Raw genomic sequence first — 21,617 nt, 5'->3', positions numbered from 1 at the left:
GGGCTTTCAATCTATTAACGACGTGCTAATAAGTTTAGTGTTGATGGCCTTTAAAGCTGACCTCAAGCAAATTCACGCTGTCTGCAAACGTTAAGGTTTTTATATCGCCTTTACCTTCAACGTTTATTGTGTTGACTTGTTTTGGCCATAAGTCGCGCAGCGCGTCATGGCGAATCTTTAAGCCTTCAAGCGCTGGTGGCTCAGCGGTTTCTTGGTATACCCAGAAATGCTTGCCTTCTACTTCAAATCCAACTTTAGCCAGTGCCAGAGGTTCACCTTCACTATCTAAAATAGCGAAATGCTTGGCCACATAGTCGGCAAATGCTTGCTGAGTATCTATGTCATCCATAATATCAGCATGCTTGTCGAACAAGGCTTTTACCGCGTGTTCAGCATCATGAAGATTAAAGCGGTGCATGACTTCAATGTTTTCAGTGCGTTGATTAAACAACACTGTGGTAATGGCGGCCTTAATTTGATGCGCTTGTAGCTGTGCACTAAACAAGCTAGCACAAATCACTGTTAAGACAATAAGACTGGCAAGCAGGGCTGAAGTGCCCTGCTTTAAAGCCAAAGACAACTTATTCGTCATCTTTGTCCTCTTCTTTGTCTTCGTCTTTATCTAGCTCGGTCTTTGAATCGTGCATCAAGTCGCGGTACTCGTAAGTGTTGCGCGGCTTATTCTTGTACGCTTCAATACGCGATGGGATGATACGACGTGGGTAGTGGTTATTTTCCACATCAACGTCTGCTGTTTCCCAGTGCGGGTCAACCGTTACGCTAACTAATTCTTTGTCTTTGTCCGTCACGATAAGCTTGCTTACCGCTTTAGGAGTGCGACGCCAAATCTCCGCTGGAATGCGCATCTCTTCTTTGCTGCCATCTTCAAATGTCAGTTCAAGAATAATAGGCATAACCAAACCACCTTTGTTGCTAAAATCTAGCACGTAGTAGTTTTTGTCTTCCTTCACCGCGCGCTCAAAGGCTTTACGTTCCCATGGCTCAAGACCTTTTAGGAATTTCTTGTATTTATTGCGCTCTTTGTTGGTTACGGTGTAACGGTCGTTTTCGTCGTAGTAATCGCGGATATCTTCAAAACGATCAACCCACAGTTCTTTACCTTCTTCTTTATTGCGAATATCGGTAAGTGACTTTGGTTTTTCCATTTCAGCATCACGCTCACGAGCGAAGTCGATATCTGGATCTTCAGTGTCCAAACGCAGCTTATAAACGCTGTCTAGGCTAATGTCTACGTGGTCAGTGGTATAGAACCAGCCACGCCAGAACCAGTCTAAATCAACACCTGATGCTTCTTCCATTGTGCGGAAGAAATCTGAAGGTGTAGGACGCTTAAACATCCAACGTTGTGCGTATTCTTTAAACGCGAAGTCGAACAACTCACGGCCAAGAATGGTTTCACGAAGAATATTTAGTGCAACGGCTGGCTTGGTATAAGCATTTGGACCTAGGCGCAATACCGAGTCAGATTGCGTCATAATAGGTACTTGCGTTTGAGACTTCATATAGCCAGTGATGTCACGTGGCTCAACACCCCAAGGAATGGTTGGATCCCATTCGCGACCTGCTACACCGTCTAGGAAGCTGTTAAGGCCTTCATCCATCCATGTCCACTGACGCTCATCAGAGTTAACCGTCATTGGGAAATAAATGTGACCTACTTCGTGAATAACAACACCAATGAGGAAGCGCTTCTCAGCCAAAGAATATGTGCGAGAACCGTCATCGCGAAGCTCAGTACGTGGGCCGTTGAAGGTAATCATTGGATATTCCATACCACCAACTGGACCATTTACTGACTGTGCTACCGGGTATGGGTAGTCAAAGCTAAAGCGGCTGTATACATCCATGGTGTGGATGATGGATTCGGTAGAATATTTCTGCCAAAGCTCACCGCCCTCTTTCGGGTAGAATGACATTGCCATAACAAGTGGCTGTGTGTCACCGCCCTGCTGATAGCCGCGCGCATCCCAAGCGAATTTACGAGACGATGCCCAAGCAAAATCACGAACGTTGTCAGCTTTGAACGTCCACGTCTTGAGCTTAGAGGTACCTTCCTTCTCGTTTTCAATCGCTTCTTCAGGGGTTACGATGAATACGATACGGTCTGCTTTTTCTGCCTTCTTTAGACGGTCGCGTTGTGTTTTGGTTAGTACGTCTTTCGGGTTTTGTAGTACACCCGTTGACGATACGATGTGGTCTGCTGGTACAGTAATATCAACTTCGTAGTTACCGAATTCTAGCGTGAACTCACCACGGCCAATAAACTCTTTGTTAGTCCATGCTTCGTAGTCGGTGTATGCCGCTAAACGCGGGAACCACTGTGCAAGCAAGAAGATGTCGTTGCCGCCTTCGCGCTCATCATCTGGGAAGTGCTCGTAACCTGCACGTGCAGATACCGCGTCTTCTTCAACAATGTTAAAAGCAAAATCGATATCAAACGTTACTTTCTTACCAGGCGCTAGCGGCTTAGCAAGGTCAACACGCATCAAGGTGCCAACAATAGTGTGACGTAAGTCGTTACCTGACTTATCTTCAACGCGAGAAATAGTGTAACCAAGCTCATTATCATCAACGAACTGCTGACGACGCAGTGCACCCATGCTCAATTTAGCTGGTTTGTCGCCACTTGCTGCTTGGGTACCTGGACCGCGGTTGCCAATGCCGCCAAATGTAGTGGTTAGCGCCGACATAGAGTCGTCGCGGAATTTGTTTTGGTCTAACTGAATCCACAAATACTTAAGGGTATCTGGTGAATTGTTGTGATACGTAATGGTTTCTTTCGCTTCAATACGGCGCTTGTCTTCAAGTAGCTTTACGTCAATGTCGTAATCTACTTGTTGCTGCCAGTACTGATGTCCCGGCTCACCCGCTGCGTTACGGTATACGTTTGGTGTTGGGAGAACTTCGTCCAGCTGACGGAATTTATCTTCAAAGTCGCCTTTAGTTTGTTTAATGGCGGCGTTTGCACTTGGAAGAGAAATCAGCATAGACAACACTGGCGCAAGCCAGATTAAGTGTCGTTTTGCGGTGCTCATGCAGGTTCCTTGCAACTTGTAAGTTAGAATTGTTATAAAATAACACGGCTAGTATATCGGGCTAGGCAAATGAATCCAGTTTTTGACCGTAAACTAACCATCTTTTAACGCAAAAAATCTGTAACAGAACGTTTTGCATCACACGCCAACTGTCGTATTCTTGAGCTCTTGTTTTCTTTTTACTTCCCGTTATGAATCGTTTCTCTTGGCAGCGTGCTGTCATCAAAGTTGGTAGTGCCCTTATTGCACCAGAGGGCAATGAGTGTAGTGGTCGTTATTTACTTGCGCTGGCACGTTTTATTACTGCAAGTCGCGAAGCAGGCAAAGAAGTTATCCTAGTTTCATCAGGTAGCGTGGCCGCAGGGCGCAGCAAAGTGAAAGTTCGTCACAATGCGTCAATTGCAGAAAAACAAGCTATGGCAGCAATAGGTCAGACCTTGATGATGGCCAACTGGCAGCGTTTTTTTGATTTTCCGTGCGCACAGGTATTGCTAACGGCTGACGACCTGCGCGACCGCACGCGCTACGTGAATATCAAAAATACCTTACGTGAAATACTTAACCACAATGCTCTTCCCATTGTGAACGAAAACGACACCGTTGCCGTGAATGAGCTGAAAGTGGGTGACAATGACAACTTAGGGGCATACACCGCGCTAGTAGCCCAAGCTGATACCCTAATTATTTGCTCTGACATTGATGGGTTGTACACCGCCGATCCGCGTAAAGACCCCAATGCAACGCTCATTCCACAAGTCGATACAATAGACGCAAGTATTTATGGTCTAGCCGGGGGCGCAGGCACGTCAGTAGGCACAGGAGGCATGCGTACCAAGATAGAAGCGGCAGAAAAATGCACCAACAGTGGTATTCAAACGCTCATTGTTAACGGTAGAAAAGGTGACACTTTCGATGCGTTAATTGAAGGCAAGGTACCTGGGACATTGTTTAGCGCCAGTAGTACTCCAGCGAATGCAAGGCGCTTGTGGTTAACGCACACCTTGAAAACGGCCGGAAAAATAGAAATTGATGCTGGTGCAAAAGCCGCGTTAGTGCAAAAAGGCGCGTCGCTTTTGCCGTCAGGGATCACCAACGTAACGGGGCATTTTGAACAAGGTGATGCCGTAGAAGTGGTGTGCGACGGTCATATTGTGGCGAAAGGTCTGTGCTTGTATAACGCAAAAGACTTAATGGCTATAAAAGGGAAAAAGTCGAAAGACATCGCCAATGTGTTAGGTTATGAGACAGCTGACGAGGCAATTCATCGCGATGACATGGTGCTTTACTAAACGCACCCTAAAGCACGATGCCCAATTTCAATGCCTAACTAAAATGCCCATGTTCTATGGTTAGGTTAAATGCACCAAGGAGCAGTATGACTGATATCACGCCAACACTTGCTGACTATCCTTATCAGGTGACTATTGCCACCCGTTGGCAAGACAACGACGCTTACGGGCACATCAATAACGTGGTGTATTACGGTTTTTTTGATACCGCGGTAAATCGCTTTTTAATTGAAGAAGGCGGTTTAGACATTCATAACGGTAAATCAGTGGCCTATGTTGTTAGTAGCCAATGTCAGTATATTGCGCCAGCCGCTTACCCTGAAACCATTTATGTTGGTTTGCGCGTGGCTAAAATTGGCCGAAGTTCAGTAACCTATGGGCTGTCGGTCTATGCCGGTGAAAGTAAGCGACGTGTTGCTCACGGCCAGTTTGTGCATGTTTTTGTTGATAAAAAGTCAGACAAAGCAATTCCAATTCCCGTAAAAATTAAGGCGGCACTCGAGTCGATATGTGAAGTGCTATGAGCAAGCCAAATGTGGTTTTTCTTGATGCTGAAACGCTGGACTTAGATACGCTTGATACGCATGCCCTTGAATCACTGGATGCAAACGTTACCTTACATGACCGCACGCAATCAGAAGAGGTTATCTCTCGAATAGCGGATGCCCATGCCCTTTTAGTGAATAAAGTGGTATTGAATGAAGCGACCCTGGGTCACGCAAAGGCCCTTCGCTATATTGGTGTTACTGCTACCGGTATGAACAACATCGACCTTGAATTCTGCCGCGAGAAAGGGATAGAGGTGAAGAATGTTGAAGGGTATGGCACTGACAGTGTGGCTCAGCACGCTGTAACGCTACTGCTCAACTTGGCAACGCAGTTTGTTAATTATCAGCGCGATGTGACAGAAGGTGAATGGGCACGCTCTGCGCATTTTTGTCTTAATCATCGCCCTGTTGTCGAGCTGGCTGGCAAGCATGCGGTTATTGTTGGTCACGGAGCGCTTGGTCAGCGCGTGGAAAGCCTGCTCTGTGCATTGGGAATGCGCGTGAGTATTGCTGGGCGCCCTGGTAAAAACGATGATCCTAGACCTTCGCTTGAAAGCTTACTGCCAAATGCCGATGTAGTATCACTGCACTGTCCACTTACTAAAGACAATGAAAAGCTCATTAATAAACGCACGTTATCGTTAATGAAATCGAGCTGCTTTTTAATTAATACCGCCCGCGGCGGGTTAATAGACGAAGCCGCCTTGCTTGACGCACTGATACATAATCGCATTGGCGGCGCGGGTCTTGATGTACTGTCGGTTGAGCCGCCTCCATCTGATCACATTTTGCTTAATGCACAGTTGCCCAATTTATTGATAACGCCACATAATGCATGGATTGGCCAAAGTGCAAGACAAACGCTTTTTGATAGTGCCATACAACAGCTTGCGCATTTTTTACAACGCAATTAGCACGGACAAAATTGGTTAATGAATAACGCTACTCTTTTTTCGTTGTGTTGCTTGATATGGGGTTCTACGTGGATTGCGATAACCTATCAAATTGGGCATACCTCTGAAACCTTTGCGATTGCACTTCGCTACTTATTGGCTTCCGCCTGCTTAGGAGCGTATTGCCTACTAAAGCGTCTGCCGTTGGCGCTTCCCGTTCATGTGCACATTAAAATGGCCGCGGTGGGCATATTCTTATATAGCCTTAATTACACCTTACTGTATCTTGCTCAAGCCCATATTATCAGCGCACTACTGGCACTGATGAGTTCGTGTATCATCTACATAAACGTGGTGTTACGCCGCTGGTGGTTAAAAGAGCCTATTCGAAAAGAAGTCGTTGTAGGGGCCACGTTCGGGCTTGGCGGCATCATTTGTTTATTTGTGCCCGAGTTTTCAAAAGTGTCGATGGATGCCGCGCTTGCAACGGGTCTTGGCATCGCTTTTGTAAGCTTCTTGTGTGCGTCAATTGGAAACGTTATTTCTGAGCGTATTCTTACTGCCGGCACACCGGTTATTCAGATGAACTTTTATGCGATGTCCTACGCCATGATATTGCTTTTTATTACGTCATTGTTGCTGCCAGGTACGTTAGTTATTCCAAGTAGTACAAGCTTTTATCTATCATTGGTTTATCTGGCACTGTTTGGTTCGGTATTCGCGTTCGGCGCGTATATGAAACTGCTCAAGCAAATGGGGGCTGATAAAGCGGCCTATGTGGTGTTGGTGTATCCCATGGTGGCGCTATTGATATCAACCTTCTTTGAAGGGTATCAGTGGACCATGCTATCTGTGGTTGGCGTGGTGATTGTATTGATGGGCAACGCGATAGCCATGGGGAAAATTCCACGCTTTATGCGCCGCCCATCAATACCAAACTAGGCGCGGTGTAAAATATTACTACTTAAGCGCATTAATTTTCTTGTTTAGCTCATAGGCAGGTTCGGTCACGATGGCTTCCAGCGTTTCAATGCGCTCCATGAGTTTTTCAATTTGCGCGTCTTTTTCTTTTAATCGCTGCGCTTGCTGCGAGGCGTTGGTTGCAATGAATGGATTGCTGCACTGACCATTCATCCAGTCGTTTAACCGCCATTGAAATTTAGCATCAAGATAACACGCTAAGAGCGCAATAGATGTGATACCGCTTAGTAATAATACAAGGCTTAACGTAGACATTAGGCTCTCCCTCGTTGTGTTGACTATGTCTTTATGTGTTTTGGCAACGCCTAAACGTAGAGTTTGGGGCTGTTGCACCGCTTTCGTTATCACTAGTCATCGCCATTTAAAAAAAATTACAACGATTTTAAAAAAAGTGTGTAATAAATTTCGTTACACGCTGACTGTATAGAATAACCGCGTTCTTAGAAGGCTTAAGAATAAGGGAAGCGCTGCGATGAAGGTTACGCTTGCTGAAAAGCATGCGACATACCATGAAGAACATTAGGCTGAATGTGGCCTTAAAACTAGGTTCATGAATTCTGAGTTTTACAATGCGCAAAACAAATAAAAATAAAGGATAGGATCCACCAGATTGGGGCAAGGTTTCGAAGCGGTTTTTTCACAGTATGGCGCATTGCTAAGTAGGGTAGCGAACAGTTACGAGGCAAATCCTGCCATGCAACAAGAGTTATTACAGGAGATTGCTATTGCAGTATGGCAGGGGTTGGCGCGCTTCAATGGTGATAGCAGTGTAAAAACCTATATTCTCAAAATAGCCCATAACCGCGCAGTGACTCACGTGGCAAGCCAAGTTAAACGTGTAGATACTCACCACTACGACAGCGATGAGCTGGGGTCAGATGGTTATTGTAGTGCACAGCACTCACCAGAGGTGGTGTCTAGTCAGCAGCAATCATTAGAGCAGTTACTTACTGCGGTTCGAGCACTGCCCTTGCAGTCTCGACAGGTGTTGACCTTGTCGCTTGAAGGGTTGAGCTACGATGAAATTGCCGAAGTTTGTGGTTTAACTAAAAATCATGTGGGCGTTATTTTAAAGCGTGCAAAACAAAGTGTGATAAAGGAGGCGCCCCATGCGTAATGACGGTGATGAAATGAACGATGATCTATCCGCTTTGTGGCAAACTCAGCCGGTAAGCTCAATAGATTTAACGGCGGTTAAAGCTAATTTGCGCAGCGAGCGAAAAAAACAGCGCGTGTTTATGGTGGTCGACTCGCTCGCACTCGTACCTGCATTGGTCATGTTGTATACCTATTGGGATAAGCTCACGCTCACTGTGCAGATGATAAATCTCTTTATTCTTATTTTTGCTATTCCGTTGCTGGGTTACCAATTGTGGTTAAGGCGTGTTGCGGCATTTTCAAAAGATAGTCAAACGCTTGATCATTTGACGCAGTTGACCAAACAGATAAAGAACAACGTGAAAATAGCGTTTATTACCAAGCATTCTGCCTGGTCTGCAATTGTGTTTGGGGCGGTTTTCTTTGCTGAGCGGTATTTTTCACAAGAAGTGCCTCCTGAAAAACTCGTCAGAATGTCTCTAATAATTGCAGGTATTAGCGTAGTTATGATTGTGTGGGGTGTGTGGGCACATAAGCGCCAACAGCGCTTTGAACGACAACTAAACACCTTACAGGAAATGGCTAACCATCGCCCTCAATAAGGCGATGGTACCTATTCGTTTTTCTCGTTATCTTTGCTGGTGTCGCTTTCTTCATTCGCGCTTTCATCATCCTCGTCGTTAGAAGATGTTCTATTGTCGCCAAGGAAAAATTCATAGTATAAGTCCAATGCGAATTCGGATTGGTCTTCCAACGTGGTTTGAATGGCCTCTAAATACAAGCTGGGCAACAGTTGATATTTGAGCGCCAAATCTGGCGGAAGTTGACGACGACGCAGCGTACTGTTGGCGTCGTTGTTACTTAGGCCCACATCTACGTTGTATTCAACGGACAGCCTGTCATTAATTTGCCCTGTCACCGACAATCTATCTTCGTTGGTGCTTAAGCTGAAGTCATCAATACCCAGCGCATTACCGACTTGCCCGGTAAGGGTTTTAGTATTCGACAAACCAAACCCGAGTAGTAGGGCCGCGTAATTCGGGTCTGCACTGGGTGAGTTGGGGCCTGAACCTGTCAGCAAATAAGACAATACACTCTGCTGGTCCATAGCGGGTTCTGAATACAGGTTAATACTGGGTGAGTCTGCAGCGCCATCAATGCGAATACCTGCAATAACATCGTCGTCGGTTTTTGCTGGGTCGCGAATAGCTTCTACCAGCAACATGGGTTGGTCGATGGGGCCGTTGAACTGCACTTCACCGGTTTGAATAATGAGCTTTTGTCCATACGCATTATAACGACCGTTAAGTATTTGTAGGTCGCCGTAGCCCACCAATGCCGGCTGCGTATTCACACGGATGCCTCCGTGCAGGCTGGCAGTAAGGCCAAATGCCTCTAACTTCACTTCTTCAGTTTTGGCTTTGTCGATATTGACCAAAACGGACGCATGTACAATGTCTAAAGGCTCTTCACGTTGTGGCTCGCCTCTCAAGTGCACGTCCTTCGATGGCGAAACAGCGCTTTCAGGTAACGACTCTATTTCAATGCGAGCCCATGGAATATTGATATCACCAGTTACATCCACTTTCTCTTTGGTGGCGATTACTGTGATATTGGGAGAAAGTCGCAAGCGGACATTAGGTTGGCGTACCTCAAAGGCATTACCTTTTAGGGTTAAATCAGCACTTGGCGTGGCAGACCAATCCAAGGTGCCTTTCAGTGAGCCCTTACCACCGCCTAATACAAACTTTCCATCAAGCTCAGCCGTTTGACCGTTAAGCACCACTTGCTGCTCCCAATCAGAAAGGGAAACAGGCGTATCTTGAATATCAATAGCGCCATTACTTATGCTTAGCTCACCGGAAAGCGACGGATCGTCTACATAGCCACCCAAGGTTATCTTGCCGTTTAATATCCCTGTTAGGGTGCGTATTGCGGGCGACAATGGCTTGAAGGGCGATACGTCCAATCCTTCCATTAACAGTTCACCCTCTAACGGTTTTCTGTCATCCAGTGGCCGTGTATTTAACGAAAGTGTGGCATCACCAATATCTTCGCTGGAAATTAACGAGGTAGAAGTAAGCTGCCCTTGCTTAATACTTCCGGTAGTTTCTACCGAGTTAATGGTTAACGTCAGTGGTCTTTCTTGGCCCAACTGCCATGGCGCAGCGCTAAGTGAAGCAGTAAAGGTCGCATCAATTGGATCGTTAGGCGAATAGCTACCTTTGGTGTTTACGTTAAGCGTTGCACTAGATGGCGCTGACACGACATGAGGTGCAATTTCGCTTGCCCACAAACCCACGGGAAGTGCTGACGCGTTAATATCCCAACTTGCGCGGTCCTCTTGATAGTTTACGTTTGATATACAAAGCTCTCCCTCTTTGCGAGAAGACCAGCAGTGCGCGCTAATATTAGCGGTGACAGGTGCAGTACCAATATCGACATCAAAAGGTTGGGATAAGGTCCATTGCATGTTGGCCACTTTTAATTGTGTCTCGCTTATGCTGCCTTTCCAATGGTTGTTCTGCCATGCTCCAGCTAACATCAGTTTTACTTGATGCTCTGGAACATTAAGGGCGATGTCTGCTTTATGATCCGTGTACGCACCCTCTATTGCAATGCGCCCATTTATAGGGCCTTGCTCTGCCATTGCGGCTGAAACGGTTGATGACACGCGAATATCGTTAATGTTTATTGCACCATCTGCACTAGGGTTTTGCCAAGGTCCTACGGCTTTTATATTACCTTTGATAGCGCCAGAGACTTCCGGATAAAGGGTCTCAATTTGTGCAACATCCACATCAACATCGGCGTTAAGGTGGCGCTTGTTAAGCACTTGAGCGACGGCTCTAATCGTGTTTTTATCTTGCTGAACACTAACGTTAGTGACAAATAAGTCACTGGGGCCTGAGTAAACCGCATTTCCTTTCACGTGGAGCTGCTTTCCTTGCAGTTCACCTGCAATGTTCATATCTCGAAGACTTACATGCAGGCCGCCTTGTGCTGAGTACTGCAATATACTGTCAACTTCACCCTTTAAGCGCGTTGGCGCATATTGACTGAATCGGGCGGCCGACACTTCGTTGAGTACCGTCTTGCCTTCCCACGCAATAACCTTGTCTAAATACAATGTGCCCGAGTTCACCAAACTGCCTTCTAGGGCTTGAATATTGGCTTGGTTAACATAAATGTTGTGTTTTTTAAGCACCACATCAAGTGCAACGGGCACGTCGCCAATATCGGGAAGCGTCGCTGCGCCGTTGCCTTTTAAAATATAATCTCCCATGGTGCCAGTAAGTGATAACTCGCCGGCTTTAAGCGTTGCGTCTTCCATGGTGGGAATAGGTTGCTGTGCCCAGGTCGCAGTGAACTCCAGTGGCAATGCGTCATTAAGCACGTTTGCAGTTACATTAACGTTAGCCTGAACTGCGCCAGTGGCGGCAACAGACAGCGACAAATCATCGAGTGCGCCTTTGGCATCCAATGTCACTACTTGGTCACTATCGCCTAATTTGGTTTTTACCTTAAGGGCCGATTCCAGCGCAAAGTTGTTAGCGAGAGACGCTTGAATACTTCCTTTTAGCTCAGCGTCAGGGTGTACAACAATAAGCGAATCAACTGCAACATCATTGCCTTTGAAACTCGCATCGCTAAGCGATGCCATCTTTATTTTTTGTTGGCTATTGCCTTTCACATAAGACACATCTTCAAGAAGTACGGTACCCAAAGTGATTGGCATAGGTGCGCTTATCGCAGGTAATGAAGGTGCGCTGTAACTTAACGAGTAAGAGACCGGTATTGCAGAATCTGAAGAAGCCGCGGCTTCTGGCTTACTTGGCGCTGATGTGGTTTCGCTCTCCTCAACGAGCGATATTGCTATGCGCTGAGCGGCTAGACTCTCAAGTACAATAGCATCATTACCTTCAAACCCTTCAAGGGCGAGTTCCCCTAACGCGATATCTGCATTTAATAGCGATAGGTTAATATTGCTTAAGGTTAGCGTAGTAACCTCGATAGGCAATGGCAGTACTATTTCGCCAGGCTGTGCTGAAGTATCTGCGTCGGTTGGGGCTTCAGACACTTGTGTAATGCGTGCATCGCTTACAGCTATATCGTTAGCACATACACGAGGTTCAAATAAGCAGCGCCATGTTACATCCACATAGGCATAACCAATGTCTACCTTCCACTGCGGATTGTGCCACGTGAGGTTAGTAATGGTTAGGTCGTCGGCGAAGCCGCCTTCAATGCGTTCAATCGCTAGATTAGGTACAAAGGTGTTAGCTATTACCTTTACTGTTGGGCCACCCAACGGGCTGATCAAAAGCGCATAAATAGCCACCACCAGCAAGATTGGCGATGAAATAATAAAAGAGACCGTACGTTTTTTCATAGTTCAGGTCCCAGCATTAGGTGGAATTGCCACGTTTTTTCGTCAGGCGCAATACCGCGAGCAATATAAAAACGCACAGGTCCGATTGGTGAAAGCCAATGAATACCTGGCCCCACGCTGTAGGTAAGTTTGGTATCAACGTCGTTTGTTGCCGTACCTACATCAACAAAAGCAGCAACTCGCCAGTTTGGTGAAAACAAATAGGCATATTCGATACTTGAAGTAGCTAGAAATTTACCCCCAATTGAGTCGCGAATAAGATCGCCTGTGCCTGGGTCTATCACTTCCGCTTTGGGTGAAATTTCACGAAAATCAAAACCTCTTACGCTTTGGTCCCCGCCTGCATAAAAGCGTAATGATGTAGGAACTTCATCAAAGCTGTTGGTTTTAATCGCGCCCAATTCGCCACGCACGGTAACGCGGTGAACATCATTAACGGTGTAGATAAGCATGGCTTCAACCACGGCTTTGGCAAAGTCGATGTCTGAGCCCCATCCTTCCTTGCCAGCTTGTGCGAGCATTTGTAAGTACATACCATTGTTGATATTCAGTTCGGCATCTTTTTCGCGGTAGGTTAACGAGTATCCGGGTAAAATAAGTGACGTGGTATTAGAACTTAGTTCGCCTTGGTCATAGGTTTCCCGCAAATATGTGACTGAGCCATCATGCTGCCAAGGTGACTTATTCTTTTGCCAATAGCGGTGACCTGCAAGTGAGAGTGTTTCACTTTCAAACGAGGTATTACTGTATTCGATGAACTGATAACCCGCCTCGATACTGGCGTAATCTTGCGTAATGTTCTTCATCGGTATCCGATAGTCAGCAGTAACCGATTGTTCGGGCGCCGAAATAAAAATATCTGATGAAATAGAGTGACCGCGACTATTCACCCAAGGACGCTCCCAACCCAAACGTACCCGCGGCCCGGTATCGGTTGCCGCACCAATAGATGCATTAAATGAGTCGGTTGGCCGATGTAGCAGTGATACTTCAATAGGGACAAGTAGCCCATCAGCTTCGCTTACCACAGGGCGTGCAATAACACGGGTGAAATACCCCGCTTGGTTTAAACTACGGTTAAAATCTGTCAGCACGGCTGATGAGTAAGCGTCGCCAGTACTAAAGGGTTTAAGACGTTCAATGATGGCGCGTGCTTTATCTTCACCGATAAACTTTAGCTCGCCAAACTTATACTGCGGCCCACTTTGCGCGATTAACAAAACGTTAGCCTGTTTTTCTTCTCGTACTAAATCTAGTCGAGTGGCTTGCCAGAAATAGTCGAAGTAACCGTTAGACAAGGCATAGTTGAACATGGATGACTTAAATGACTCGTAGACGGTTTGATCAAGTACATCACCCTCTTTGAGTTTAAGTGAGTTAAAGCGTGCTCTAAAGGCCTTGTCTTCACGCCCAGCACCAATAATTTCTCGCGTTACTTTGTTAATTGTGAGAGGTGCATTAAGGGCAACGGTTACCGTAACATTGTCGCCTTCTCCGACCGATACACTGGTGTCGCTGTTGTAATACCCGAAAGGTTGTACTGCTTTAGCCACTGTGGCTGCCACTTCATCTTGCCAATAAGGGTCGGTCAATAGGTTTTTTTCAACGTCTAAATTACCCAAATGCACGCGAATATTGTTGCGTAATTTGTCTTGCTCAACGCCTTTTATATCGTAGGTAATAGAGGCTTGAGCCCAGCTGCATGTTGCTATGAAAAACAGTGCCAAAAGCGCGCAACATTGCCTAAACATCTTTGCTTTGTACCCAAATGACGTGGGCTGATAGGTAAGAAAATGAGGTCGATATGTCACGACGCCACGGCGGTTAACTGGCATGAAAAAGCAAAATCCTTATGGTAACGCAAGGTGGCGGTACTCACTGTGAAACAGATAAAAATCCATGTTTTGAACAAACACAATAATAACACAACAACGATTTGTATCTGCAAACTTCGACGAGAGATCAAATTTACGCGGTCACAATCACGGATACCTCATTAATGGCAACTATTGTGGTCTTTGTCTTTTGCGTTAGTATACTCGCTTAATTATGAGGTTAGAGCGTGCTCTTAGTTCCTTAATAAAAATAATAAACAGTGTTTACAGCACTATAAACAAGGATTGTTATGCCTACGTTGAAACTACCAACCCATTACTGGGTGATTATCTCTCTCTTGGTTTTGCTAACACGTTCTGCTTGGGCAGGTGATACCGCAAAAGCCGATAGTAATGTCTTGCGAACGTTTGAAGCTTTTAGTGCTTTACCGGCCTATGGGACACCCGCCCTATCACCAAGTGGCACAAAGCTCGCCTTTGTACAAAATGTATCTACGCCTGAAGACCTTGCTATTTTATCGACTTATGACTTAGTTGAAGGCAAGAAGCACTACCTACTGCGCTCTGACAATGAAAAAGTAAAAATTCGTTGGTACAAGTGGGTGAATGACGAGCGGCTACTTGTGAGTGCTCGTTATCAAACACGCCGAGGTACAACCAAGGTACATGATACTCGACTGTTGAGCATGCGCTTTGACGGTGGTGGAAAAGGGCCGTTTAATCTTATTCGTTGGAATAGACTAAGACAAAAATCAGGTAACCCGACACATATTCCTCAGTTCCATGATGATGTAATCGACTGGCTTGATGATGACCCTGATCACATATTACTTCAGCTAGATGCCGAAGCACTGGGCCTACCTACCGTGTACAAAGTTAACGTGAATACGGGTACAACAAGCCGCATCGAAAAAGGAAAGAAAAAAATACGAGACTGGCTCACTGACAGGCAACACAACGTTCGCGTTGGCGTTTCGCTCGACTTCGATTCAGGCGAACGCAATGTCTATCTAAAAGAGGATGATGATTGGCGCACACTGTTTTCATACAACGCGATGCGTGAAAAAGGGGAATACCCACTCGGATTTGCAAAGGACCCCAATATTCTTTATTACCGAGGGTATAAAGGCGATTATCAAGCCATATTCAAGCTTAACCTGACAACAAATGAACATACTGAGGTCTTTTCAGATGAGGGCTATGATGTAAGTGGCAGCCTAATTTACTCATCGGTTACTAACGATGTAGTTGGGGTGTGGCACAATGGCCGTCGTTATTGGGATGACCGTTTCAAAGGACTGCAAAAAGGTATCAATAAGGGGCTACCTAATTTCGAAAATACCCTAGTGAGTTTTAGTCGAGATGAGCAAGTGTACCTTGTTTATTCTGAGTCTGATGTTCAACCGGGCTTATTTTTTTTGGGAAATCGCGAAAAAGGGTCGCTTGATTTTGTTTTCCAGCAGTACCCAAAAATTGATGCGGCTGCACTATCTGAACATGAACTTATTAAGTACAAAGCAAGAGATGGTGTTGAAATTGAAGCGTATTTAACTTTGCCCAAAGGCGAAGGCCCTTTCCCTACGATAATTCATCCTCATGGCGGGCCGGGTGCGCGAGATTTCAGCGGGTTTGACTATTGGACTGCCTATTTTACCCACAAAGGCTATGCGGTTTTACGCCCGAATTTCAGAGGCTCAAAAGGATACGGGTATAGCTTTTCTCAAAGCCAGATGAAAGGTTGGGGCCTTGCTATGCAAGACGATATTACTGATGCGGCAAATTGGATGGTTGAACAAAGGTATGCTGAGCATGGCAATATGTGTATCGTCGGCGCTAGCTATGGTGGTTATGCCGCTTTAATGGCAACGGTTAAAACGCCTGAATTATTTAACTGTGCAGTCAGTTTCGCTGGTGTGAGTTCATTGAAGCATATCGTTATTCACTCGCGAAAGTTTCTTAATAACGAATTTGTTAAAAACCAAATTGGTGATGACTTCGACGACCTAGAAGCGCGTTCTCCGTACTACAATGCTAAGGGTATCAAGACGCCAATATTGCTGGTTCATGGCGATGAAGATCGGATAGTACGTCCACTTCAAAGCCAATATATGGCTGAAGAGCTTGAGGATTACGATAAGACGTTTAAGTATGTTGAACTAGAAAGTGGTGATCACTCACTTTCGATTCAGCGCAATCGGCATCGCTTTTTTGAGGAAATGGATGCGTTTTTAGACATGTATTTACATCAAAAGCCCGCAGCGAATATGGAAACTCAATCGGTTTCGCAGAGCGAGTAAACCGTTAAAGCCGCTAGATTTCGCGACAGATATAGTGATTGTTGGCGGCTTTTTGACCATGGATAGGTTATACTGTGTACTCTGAAAGCGCGTCTTAACGCGCTTTTTTATTCCCTCACATTTTTCTACTTCGAGATTTTATGCCGCAGACATCACAAAGCGTATCTGAGGATACGGCAGTTGTTACAAAGCCCGCGTTGGGTTTGTTCGAATTTGTTGCCTTGATGGCAACAATGACATCCCTTGTTGCGTTGAGTATTGACGCCATGCTGCCTGCGCTTATACAAATTGGTGATGCGCTTAATGTGTCAAATCCAAGTGAAACTCACCTTATCGTTACGGTGTTTTTTGTAGGCATGGCGTTTGGCCAAATGTTCTTTGGACCGTTTAGCGACAGCCGCGGGCGCAGACTGACTATTTTGGTGGGACTGTGCATTTTTGCACTAGGTACTTTTGTATGCATGATGGCGACTAATCTTGAAACAATGCTGGTGGGGCGCATTATTCAAGCGTTTGGCGTGTCTGGGCCACGCATTGCCTCGATGGCCATAATCCGCGACCTTTATGTGGGCGACGCCATGGCTCGCGTCATGTCATTTATTATGATGGTATTTATATTGGTGCCAATGCTTGCTCCTATTATTGGGCAAACGGTAATGGACTTATTCTCATGGTTCCATATTTTTACGCTCTTTTTAGTGGTCGCTACTATGTCGGGCTTGTGGTTTTTCTCGCGTCAAGGCGAAACACTGCCCCGTGCAAAGCGCAAAGCCTTTTCATGGGAGGCGTTTTTCGCATCGTCTAAGTTTATTCTTACTCACCCATCAGTCATGGGTTATACCTTCGCAATGGGCTGTATTTTCGGGGCGTTTCTTGCGTACTTAAGTGCCTCGCAAACCATCTTTACCGTGTATTACGATATGGGTGAGTGGTTCCCCTATATCTTTGCAACCTTAGCGTTTTCAATTGGTTTGGCATCGTACTTTAATGGCACAATGGTGATGCGTTTTGGTATGCGTAAACTATGTCGCTTTGCCCTTAAAGGCGTGAACATATTCGCTGTGGTGTATGTTGCATTGCTTTATGCTTACGACGGACTTCCTCCTATCGCACTGACCGTTGCCGTAATGTTTGTTGGCTTTTTCTTTGTAGGTATTCTGTTTGGCAATTTAAACGCCATGGCCATGCAGCCACTTGGTGAAATGGCAGGTTTAGGCGCAGCCATTATCGGCTCTTTCTCTAGCCTTTTTTCAGTGCCAATTGCACTGTTTGTCGATAGTTTTCTAACAGGCAGCCTAATGCCAATTGGGCTGGGCTTTTTAGTGTTCTTTGCGCTTGCTTATGTGTCTGTGCGTTACGCTGAGCGCGTACGTGATTGCGGTGAGTAAGCGGTGGTAACTTAATTTGTAGCAGTCGGCACTGAGACTCGAACACTATCAGCTACAATGGCTACGTAGCTCTCAATATTTTTTCCAGATGATGATATTGAATCAGCAAATAGTTTGAAGCTTAGTGTGCTACCAACTTCATCAACGACAATTTCATTTATTTGATCGTTTGGAAAGTTTGTATTATCCATAAACTCTATAGATTTAACGCCAGAAAAAATTAATACACCGCTGTCAGAAAATTTACAATGAGAGTGTACGCTGTTTGATAATTGCGCCATCATCACAATCTAAGGGTTTCTGGAATACTTTCTTTTCAACTCGGTAATGTCTTTTTCTTCATTCTCCTTTTTAAGTGAGAGACCTTCGTAGCTCAGGCTAATCTTGAAGTTGTCCATGTTTGGCGTAAACTTTGCCCGTTTCCTATCTTGCATTTTTGACAGTTCCCTGCCCATAAAAGCCCCTGTGTGTCGGCAGTGTCTAGTATACTCCTGTTCATCAAACAGTATATACAAGCGCGCGAGGTAATAACGATTTAGATATTGAAGTTAAAGCAGTTGAGATACTTGACGTGCATTAGGAACATCGAGACAGTCACTCTCTATGGCCGATAGGTTGCCTTTTTGCGTTGAGCGGGGAATAAATGGGAACTCAACCTAATTTTTGAACATAACAAAAAACACACTACGTTACAGGTTAGTTATTTTACCTATGCCAAGGATGGTGTGTGATGTATACCATAATTCCGGTTAAGGTTAACCCTCACCACCGAATTCGAACAACACTTTTGTTATGCTGCAGGTAGTAAAATCATGATACGAAACTTTAGCCAGTATACAGACCACAAGCGCATGCGAGGAATGGATAAAGCAAAGGCCTTACTTAAATGAGCCTGACATCTAATTTAAAAGCTCTAAGTATCAATGCTTTGGTTTGAGGGTTATCTCCATCCTGAAAACCGAGTTTTAATTCCCAAAATAAAGCAAAATGACCCAATTAGCCTCTTTCGTAAAAGTAGCACCAAGAAATTCAACTCCAAACAATCATAAATACAAAATCGAACTTCAAAAGTTTTTTCTTATGTTGGGTGTCTTTATTTTCTGATGCCATCAAGGCGCTGAGGTTCATGAAGACAAAAAGCTAGCGGATAAAAGAAAGTCCGCAGAGTGCGGGCTTCTTTAGCGTTTTCTTTAGTTGCTAGCGAGCATTAAAAACCTGATAACTAAATTTCATTCCTGCACCCTCAACGATGCCCGAAACCTGATTTAGAAAACCTAAGCCGTTCTCATCCGGTGGGTACTTGCACACTAAACTAATAAGAACATCACGACTTTGCGAATCGGGATAAGTATCAAGAATTTCACCACTTTCTACAAAACTCAGATAAGTGTTGAGCTTTTCCTGCAGCATTAGTAAATGCTTATTATCGCCCCATTTAAACCGATCTGTGATTGTTAAAACAACTTCTCCTGATGAGTCATCGACACCAATTGCATCGACAACTCCAGTCTGATCTATAGACATTTTATACTCTGCTATGGCCTAACTATATTCACTTTGGTGGGTGGTATCCGGGTGCCTCCTGGGAATCCCGGCTTACCTTTACCAACAACAACCCCGCCAGTTTGTTGTATTTCAGGAAACGCTGCTCTTTGATTCTTAGCTAACTGAGTAGCTGCATTCTTTGTAACATTAAATTATTGCTGCGTAAGCTTACTCTTCAACTCTTCTAAGACTTGCATCATAGCCACAAGTGGATCAATCTCATCCTGAGAATAGATGCTGCACGAAGCCATATCTTCTGGATAGTTAAAATTCGCATAGACTTCTTGCAGCCTATTAAGCTTAGTCTGCTCATCTTCATTCAACTCAGCAATACCAATAAGATGAGCCAATCGCCATTTATCCAGGTCGTTGGTGCCATCAGATTGCTCCACCTGATTCGTTATCAGGTTTAACAACTCATCATCCCCCAGGGTTTCTCCAGTAGCTATTATTGCAACGTCCTCATCGTCATTGCCGTTGACTAGAACATCGACAGCATAATCAATTACATCCTTCCGACTTACCCCACCTTTCCCCAATCCGAGCAAAATAGTTGACCAGCACAAGAGACCAAAATTTATCAATATCTTAATTGGCTACATGATATTGTTCCCTATTTCTTAGGAATTTGGTTGGGTAGACCAGTAACTGTACCGCCGGGTATGCATCGTCGATGAGTAACATTGCCTTGATCAACAATCCACTCAAAAACACCATCAACTCCGTTATTGCTACCTTGGATCTGCCTTAATTCAGATGTCCGAACAACTTTTTCGTCCAGTCCTTTGGTTGGAATGTCAAACTTGACTGCATCACCAGCATAATTATCAATAATGTCGTTGAAACCGTGCTGACCATCAGGGAGTTTATTAGCGCTTCCCGTGCGAGGCTTGCCAATAACAGAGTTGTCTACATTCTTTGTAACAACAAATCAAGGAGTCGCATCGTAACTCTATGTTGCCGGCACAGCCTCCAAATCTAAATCCTCATCAAGAATCAATTCTTCATCGGCTTTCAATATTACGAAGTCAGTCTGCACTTTGTTAAGCCTGATATTTATTTCAGGCATATCGCCATCATCAAACTGAAGAAACTCAACCTGCAATGAATACTTTCCCGGACTTATCTCCAAAGGAGTTGAATCTGAGATACTCGCAATTTCGATATTCCCATCCAATGTTTCAAAAGGTACCTTGAACGCCCGAACTACGTGGTCTTCTATATCAGGAATAGGCTCGTTGATGAATAAATTGATTTTATGATCGCCCTCATCTGTAAGTGCCCGAAACGAGGCGCTTCCATCTCGCCAAGAAAAACCCTGAGTGACATTTCGGTCACTCCAGTCATTAAATGGCTGTGAGAGGGAACTCAAAAAAATACAAATCTGAGAATATGACAAATACATCTGCAAAACTAAGTTGGCCATTAGTCCACTACCCTTATTCTAACTTTTTCACCGTTTGCGAGACCGCGACAAGCATTACCGATGCAAGCGCCTGCACCCATATTGTTTTTGGGACTGATTGCTCTAACACTCGCTCCCGCACCTCCCTCTTTGAACATCGCGGGAGGGTACTCGTCTAGTTGTTTGCCGGGAACTTTAGGCAGACCACCAATTGATGCCTTTCTGTTTGCGTCAGCCCCATCGCGAGCTATTGTCAACACATCTGGATGACCGGCTTTTTGTGCGTCAGCTATATGCTCTGCCGCTTCACCGTATTTGGCTCTAGAAATGTCTACATTCTTTGTAACATTTGAAACTACGTCAGCGCCTTTATCAGCAGTTCTAGTCGCTAGACCCAACCCCGTTGCCCCAGGAATTAAAGCCCCTGCTACATCAGCTCCTAGAGCAGTGAGATTCTCTGCTCTGTTTGCCCCTCCATTTGTAACTTCATCGTAGGCTAAGGTAGCAACATCATAGAGAATAAAGCCAACATCAAGGATTGTATCTAAAATTTTCCCTGTTGGGTCTTTATGGTTGATTGGGTCGTTGGCAACGTAGGTATAAAGATTCATCTGATCTTCATAACCCACAGGGTCAGTTTGTAAGAAGCGACCTAGCTTTGGATGATAAATCCGTGCTTTGTAGTAAAATAACCGGGTTCATGATCCAGACTATCCCTAGCTCAACGAATTAATATTAAAGGGTTTTTCTGCTTTGTGCGAATCGGATAAAAGGCTGTTCACCATAATCCCTGATGAACAGCCTGACTTTCGTGAAAAATGCAGATAGCTGATTAAGCATCATTGAAAATGCTCTGACTGCTAAGGGCAGACGGATGTGTTTTGCTATA

19 protein-coding genes and 1 pseudogene are annotated in these 21,617 nt (G+C 45.1%); 8 read left to right on the top strand and 12 right to left on the bottom strand.

Annotation, left to right across the window (positions count from 1 at the left end):
- Nucleotides 1-34 precede the first annotated feature (34 nt).
- Together LHL20_RS16385 and LHL20_RS16380 are read right to left on the bottom strand one after the other, a co-directional pair.
- Nucleotides 35-592 (bottom strand): DUF6702 family protein, encoded by a 558-nt coding sequence (locus LHL20_RS16385; protein ID WP_159625437.1) that lies wholly within the window; start codon nt 590-592, stop codon nt 35-37.
- Nucleotides 582-3,056: a M1 family metallopeptidase gene (locus tag LHL20_RS16380; RefSeq protein WP_159625439.1), complete on the bottom strand. Its 2,475-nt coding sequence runs from the start codon at nt 3,054-3,056 to the stop codon at nt 582-584. Before LHL20_RS16380 ends, LHL20_RS16385 begins: the two co-directional genes overlap by 11 nt.
- Before the next feature lie 191 nt (nt 3,057-3,247).
- Between LHL20_RS16380 and proB the strand changes: the two genes are divergently transcribed.
- The 4 genes from proB (at nt 3,248) to LHL20_RS16360 (ending at nt 6,728) form a co-directional block, all read left to right on the top strand.
- Nucleotides 3,248-4,345, top strand: a complete 1,098-nt coding sequence (proB, locus tag LHL20_RS16375; protein WP_226434064.1) for a glutamate 5-kinase — start codon at nt 3,248-3,250, stop codon at nt 4,343-4,345.
- A gap of 86 nt (nt 4,346-4,431) precedes the next feature.
- Entirely contained in the window at nt 4,432-4,869 is a 438-nt protein-coding gene (locus tag LHL20_RS16370; RefSeq protein WP_159625443.1) for an acyl-CoA thioesterase, read from the top strand.
- Nucleotides 4,866-5,807 (top strand): D-2-hydroxyacid dehydrogenase, encoded by a 942-nt coding sequence (locus LHL20_RS16365; protein WP_226434063.1) that lies wholly within the window; start codon nt 4,866-4,868, stop codon nt 5,805-5,807. Before LHL20_RS16370 ends, LHL20_RS16365 begins: the two co-directional genes overlap by 4 nt.
- Before the next feature lie 18 nt (nt 5,808-5,825).
- The gene (locus LHL20_RS16360) at nt 5,826-6,728 is read left to right on the top strand and encodes a DMT family transporter (protein ID WP_226434062.1); all 903 of its coding nucleotides are present in this window, start codon (nt 5,826-5,828) and stop codon (nt 6,726-6,728) included.
- Between the two features lie 18 nt (nt 6,729-6,746).
- Here the strand turns inward: LHL20_RS16360 and LHL20_RS16355 are convergent, their stop codons facing one another.
- On the bottom strand, nt 6,747-7,022 hold the full coding sequence (locus LHL20_RS16355) for a hypothetical protein (RefSeq protein WP_202262971.1): 276 nt from the start codon (nt 7,020-7,022) through the stop codon (nt 6,747-6,749).
- 355 nt (nt 7,023-7,377) lie between these two features.
- Here LHL20_RS16355 and LHL20_RS16350 point away from each other — a divergent pair, with 355 nt between their 5' ends.
- A complete protein-coding gene (locus tag LHL20_RS16350; protein WP_226434061.1) occupies nt 7,378-7,884 on the top strand; it encodes an RNA polymerase sigma factor in 507 nt (168 codons plus the stop codon).
- The gene (locus tag LHL20_RS16345; protein WP_226434060.1) at nt 7,877-8,467 is read left to right on the top strand and encodes a hypothetical protein; all 591 of its coding nucleotides are present in this window, start codon (nt 7,877-7,879) and stop codon (nt 8,465-8,467) included. The genes LHL20_RS16350 and LHL20_RS16345 overlap by 8 nt, the downstream gene beginning before the upstream one ends.
- A gap of 11 nt (nt 8,468-8,478) precedes the next feature.
- Here LHL20_RS16345 and LHL20_RS16340 read toward each other — a convergent pair whose 3' ends face one another.
- Nucleotides 8,479-12,258, bottom strand: a complete 3,780-nt coding sequence (locus LHL20_RS16340; protein ID WP_226434059.1) for a translocation/assembly module TamB domain-containing protein — start codon at nt 12,256-12,258, stop codon at nt 8,479-8,481.
- Nucleotides 12,255-14,009, bottom strand: coding sequence for an autotransporter assembly complex protein TamA (locus LHL20_RS16335; protein ID WP_319003244.1), 1,755 nt, complete (start codon nt 14,007-14,009; stop codon nt 12,255-12,257). Before LHL20_RS16335 ends, LHL20_RS16340 begins: the two co-directional genes overlap by 4 nt.
- Nucleotides 14,010-14,383: 374 nt before the next feature.
- On the opposite strand from LHL20_RS16335, the gene LHL20_RS16330 reads away from it, so the two are divergent.
- Nucleotides 14,384-16,390: an alpha/beta hydrolase family protein gene (locus tag LHL20_RS16330; RefSeq protein WP_226434057.1), complete on the top strand. Its 2,007-nt coding sequence runs from the start codon at nt 14,384-14,386 to the stop codon at nt 16,388-16,390.
- Between the two features lie 140 nt (nt 16,391-16,530).
- Nucleotides 16,531-17,778 carry a multidrug effflux MFS transporter gene (locus tag LHL20_RS16325; protein WP_226434056.1) on the top strand — a complete coding sequence of 416 codons (1,248 nt, stop codon included), beginning with the start codon at nt 16,531-16,533 and terminating at the stop codon, nt 17,776-17,778.
- Between the two features lie 11 nt (nt 17,779-17,789).
- Here LHL20_RS16325 and LHL20_RS16320 read toward each other — a convergent pair whose 3' ends face one another.
- From LHL20_RS16320 to LHL20_RS21320, 7 genes and pseudogenes are all read right to left on the bottom strand, one after another.
- The gene (locus LHL20_RS16320) at nt 17,790-18,062 is read right to left on the bottom strand and encodes a DUF6258 family protein (RefSeq protein WP_226434055.1); all 273 of its coding nucleotides are present in this window, start codon (nt 18,060-18,062) and stop codon (nt 17,790-17,792) included.
- A gap of 6 nt (nt 18,063-18,068) precedes the next feature.
- Nucleotides 18,069-18,212 carry a hypothetical protein gene (locus LHL20_RS16315; RefSeq protein WP_226434054.1) on the bottom strand — a complete coding sequence of 48 codons (144 nt, stop codon included), beginning with the start codon at nt 18,210-18,212 and terminating at the stop codon, nt 18,069-18,071.
- A 763-nt stretch (nt 18,213-18,975) separates the two neighbouring features.
- Nucleotides 18,976-19,302: a DUF6572 domain-containing protein gene (locus LHL20_RS16310; RefSeq protein WP_226434053.1), complete on the bottom strand. Its 327-nt coding sequence runs from the start codon at nt 19,300-19,302 to the stop codon at nt 18,976-18,978.
- Nucleotides 19,303-19,475: 173 nt separating this feature from the next.
- Entirely contained in the window at nt 19,476-19,889 is a 414-nt protein-coding gene (locus tag LHL20_RS16305; RefSeq protein ID WP_226434089.1) for a DUF2247 family protein, read from the bottom strand.
- Between the two features lie 386 nt (nt 19,890-20,275).
- Complete coding sequence (comJ, locus tag LHL20_RS16300; RefSeq protein ID WP_226434052.1) at nt 20,276-20,749, bottom strand: competence protein ComJ; 474 nt, start codon at nt 20,747-20,749, stop codon at nt 20,276-20,278.
- Entirely contained in the window at nt 20,749-21,249 is a 501-nt protein-coding gene (locus LHL20_RS21270; RefSeq protein WP_443983614.1) for a NucA/NucB deoxyribonuclease domain-containing protein, read from the bottom strand. Before LHL20_RS21270 ends, comJ begins: the two co-directional genes overlap by 1 nt.
- Nucleotides 21,250-21,294: 45 nt before the next feature.
- Nucleotides 21,295-21,414, bottom strand: a pseudogene (locus LHL20_RS21320) (RHS repeat-associated core domain-containing protein); the annotation flags it as partial.
- Between the last annotated feature and the right edge of the window lie 203 nt (nt 21,415-21,617).

Origin of the sequence: Alteromonas sp. McT4-15 (assembly GCF_020515205.1) — a bacterium.
Taxonomy (GTDB): domain Bacteria; phylum Pseudomonadota; class Gammaproteobacteria; order Enterobacterales; family Alteromonadaceae; genus Alteromonas.
Note: the sequence above shows the minus strand (reverse complement) of the source record. Positions and strands in the feature narration are given on the sequence as shown.

What these genes read in the sequence shown, in the direction of transcription:
- LHL20_RS16385 (WP_159625437.1), bottom strand. Translation starts at nt 592, where the DNA reads ATGACGAATAAGTTGTCTTTGGCTTTAAAGCAGGGCACTTCAGCCCTG.
- LHL20_RS16380 (WP_159625439.1), bottom strand. Translation starts at nt 3,056, where the DNA reads ATGAGCACCGCAAAACGACACTTAATCTGGCTTGCGCCAGTGTTGTCT.
- proB (WP_226434064.1), top strand. Translation starts at nt 3,248, where the DNA reads ATGAATCGTTTCTCTTGGCAGCGTGCTGTCATCAAAGTTGGTAGTGCC.
- LHL20_RS16370 (WP_159625443.1), top strand. Translation starts at nt 4,432, where the DNA reads ATGACTGATATCACGCCAACACTTGCTGACTATCCTTATCAGGTGACT.
- LHL20_RS16365 (WP_226434063.1), top strand. Translation starts at nt 4,866, where the DNA reads ATGAGCAAGCCAAATGTGGTTTTTCTTGATGCTGAAACGCTGGACTTA.
- LHL20_RS16360 (WP_226434062.1), top strand. Translation starts at nt 5,826, where the DNA reads ATGAATAACGCTACTCTTTTTTCGTTGTGTTGCTTGATATGGGGTTCT.
- LHL20_RS16355 (WP_202262971.1), bottom strand. Translation starts at nt 7,022, where the DNA reads ATGTCTACGTTAAGCCTTGTATTATTACTAAGCGGTATCACATCTATT.
- LHL20_RS16345 (WP_226434060.1), top strand. Translation starts at nt 7,877, where the DNA reads ATGCGTAATGACGGTGATGAAATGAACGATGATCTATCCGCTTTGTGG.
- LHL20_RS16340 (WP_226434059.1), bottom strand. Translation starts at nt 12,258, where the DNA reads ATGAAAAAACGTACGGTCTCTTTTATTATTTCATCGCCAATCTTGCTG.
- LHL20_RS16335 (WP_319003244.1), bottom strand. Translation starts at nt 14,009, where the DNA reads ATGTTTAGGCAATGTTGCGCGCTTTTGGCACTGTTTTTCATAGCAACA.
- LHL20_RS16330 (WP_226434057.1), top strand. Translation starts at nt 14,384, where the DNA reads ATGCCTACGTTGAAACTACCAACCCATTACTGGGTGATTATCTCTCTC.
- LHL20_RS16325 (WP_226434056.1), top strand. Translation starts at nt 16,531, where the DNA reads ATGCCGCAGACATCACAAAGCGTATCTGAGGATACGGCAGTTGTTACA.
- LHL20_RS16320 (WP_226434055.1), bottom strand. Translation starts at nt 18,062, where the DNA reads ATGATGGCGCAATTATCAAACAGCGTACACTCTCATTGTAAATTTTCT.
- LHL20_RS16315 (WP_226434054.1), bottom strand. Translation starts at nt 18,212, where the DNA reads ATGCAAGATAGGAAACGGGCAAAGTTTACGCCAAACATGGACAACTTC.
- LHL20_RS16310 (WP_226434053.1), bottom strand. Translation starts at nt 19,302, where the DNA reads ATGTCTATAGATCAGACTGGAGTTGTCGATGCAATTGGTGTCGATGAC.
- comJ (WP_226434052.1), bottom strand. Translation starts at nt 20,749, where the DNA reads ATGGCCAACTTAGTTTTGCAGATGTATTTGTCATATTCTCAGATTTGT.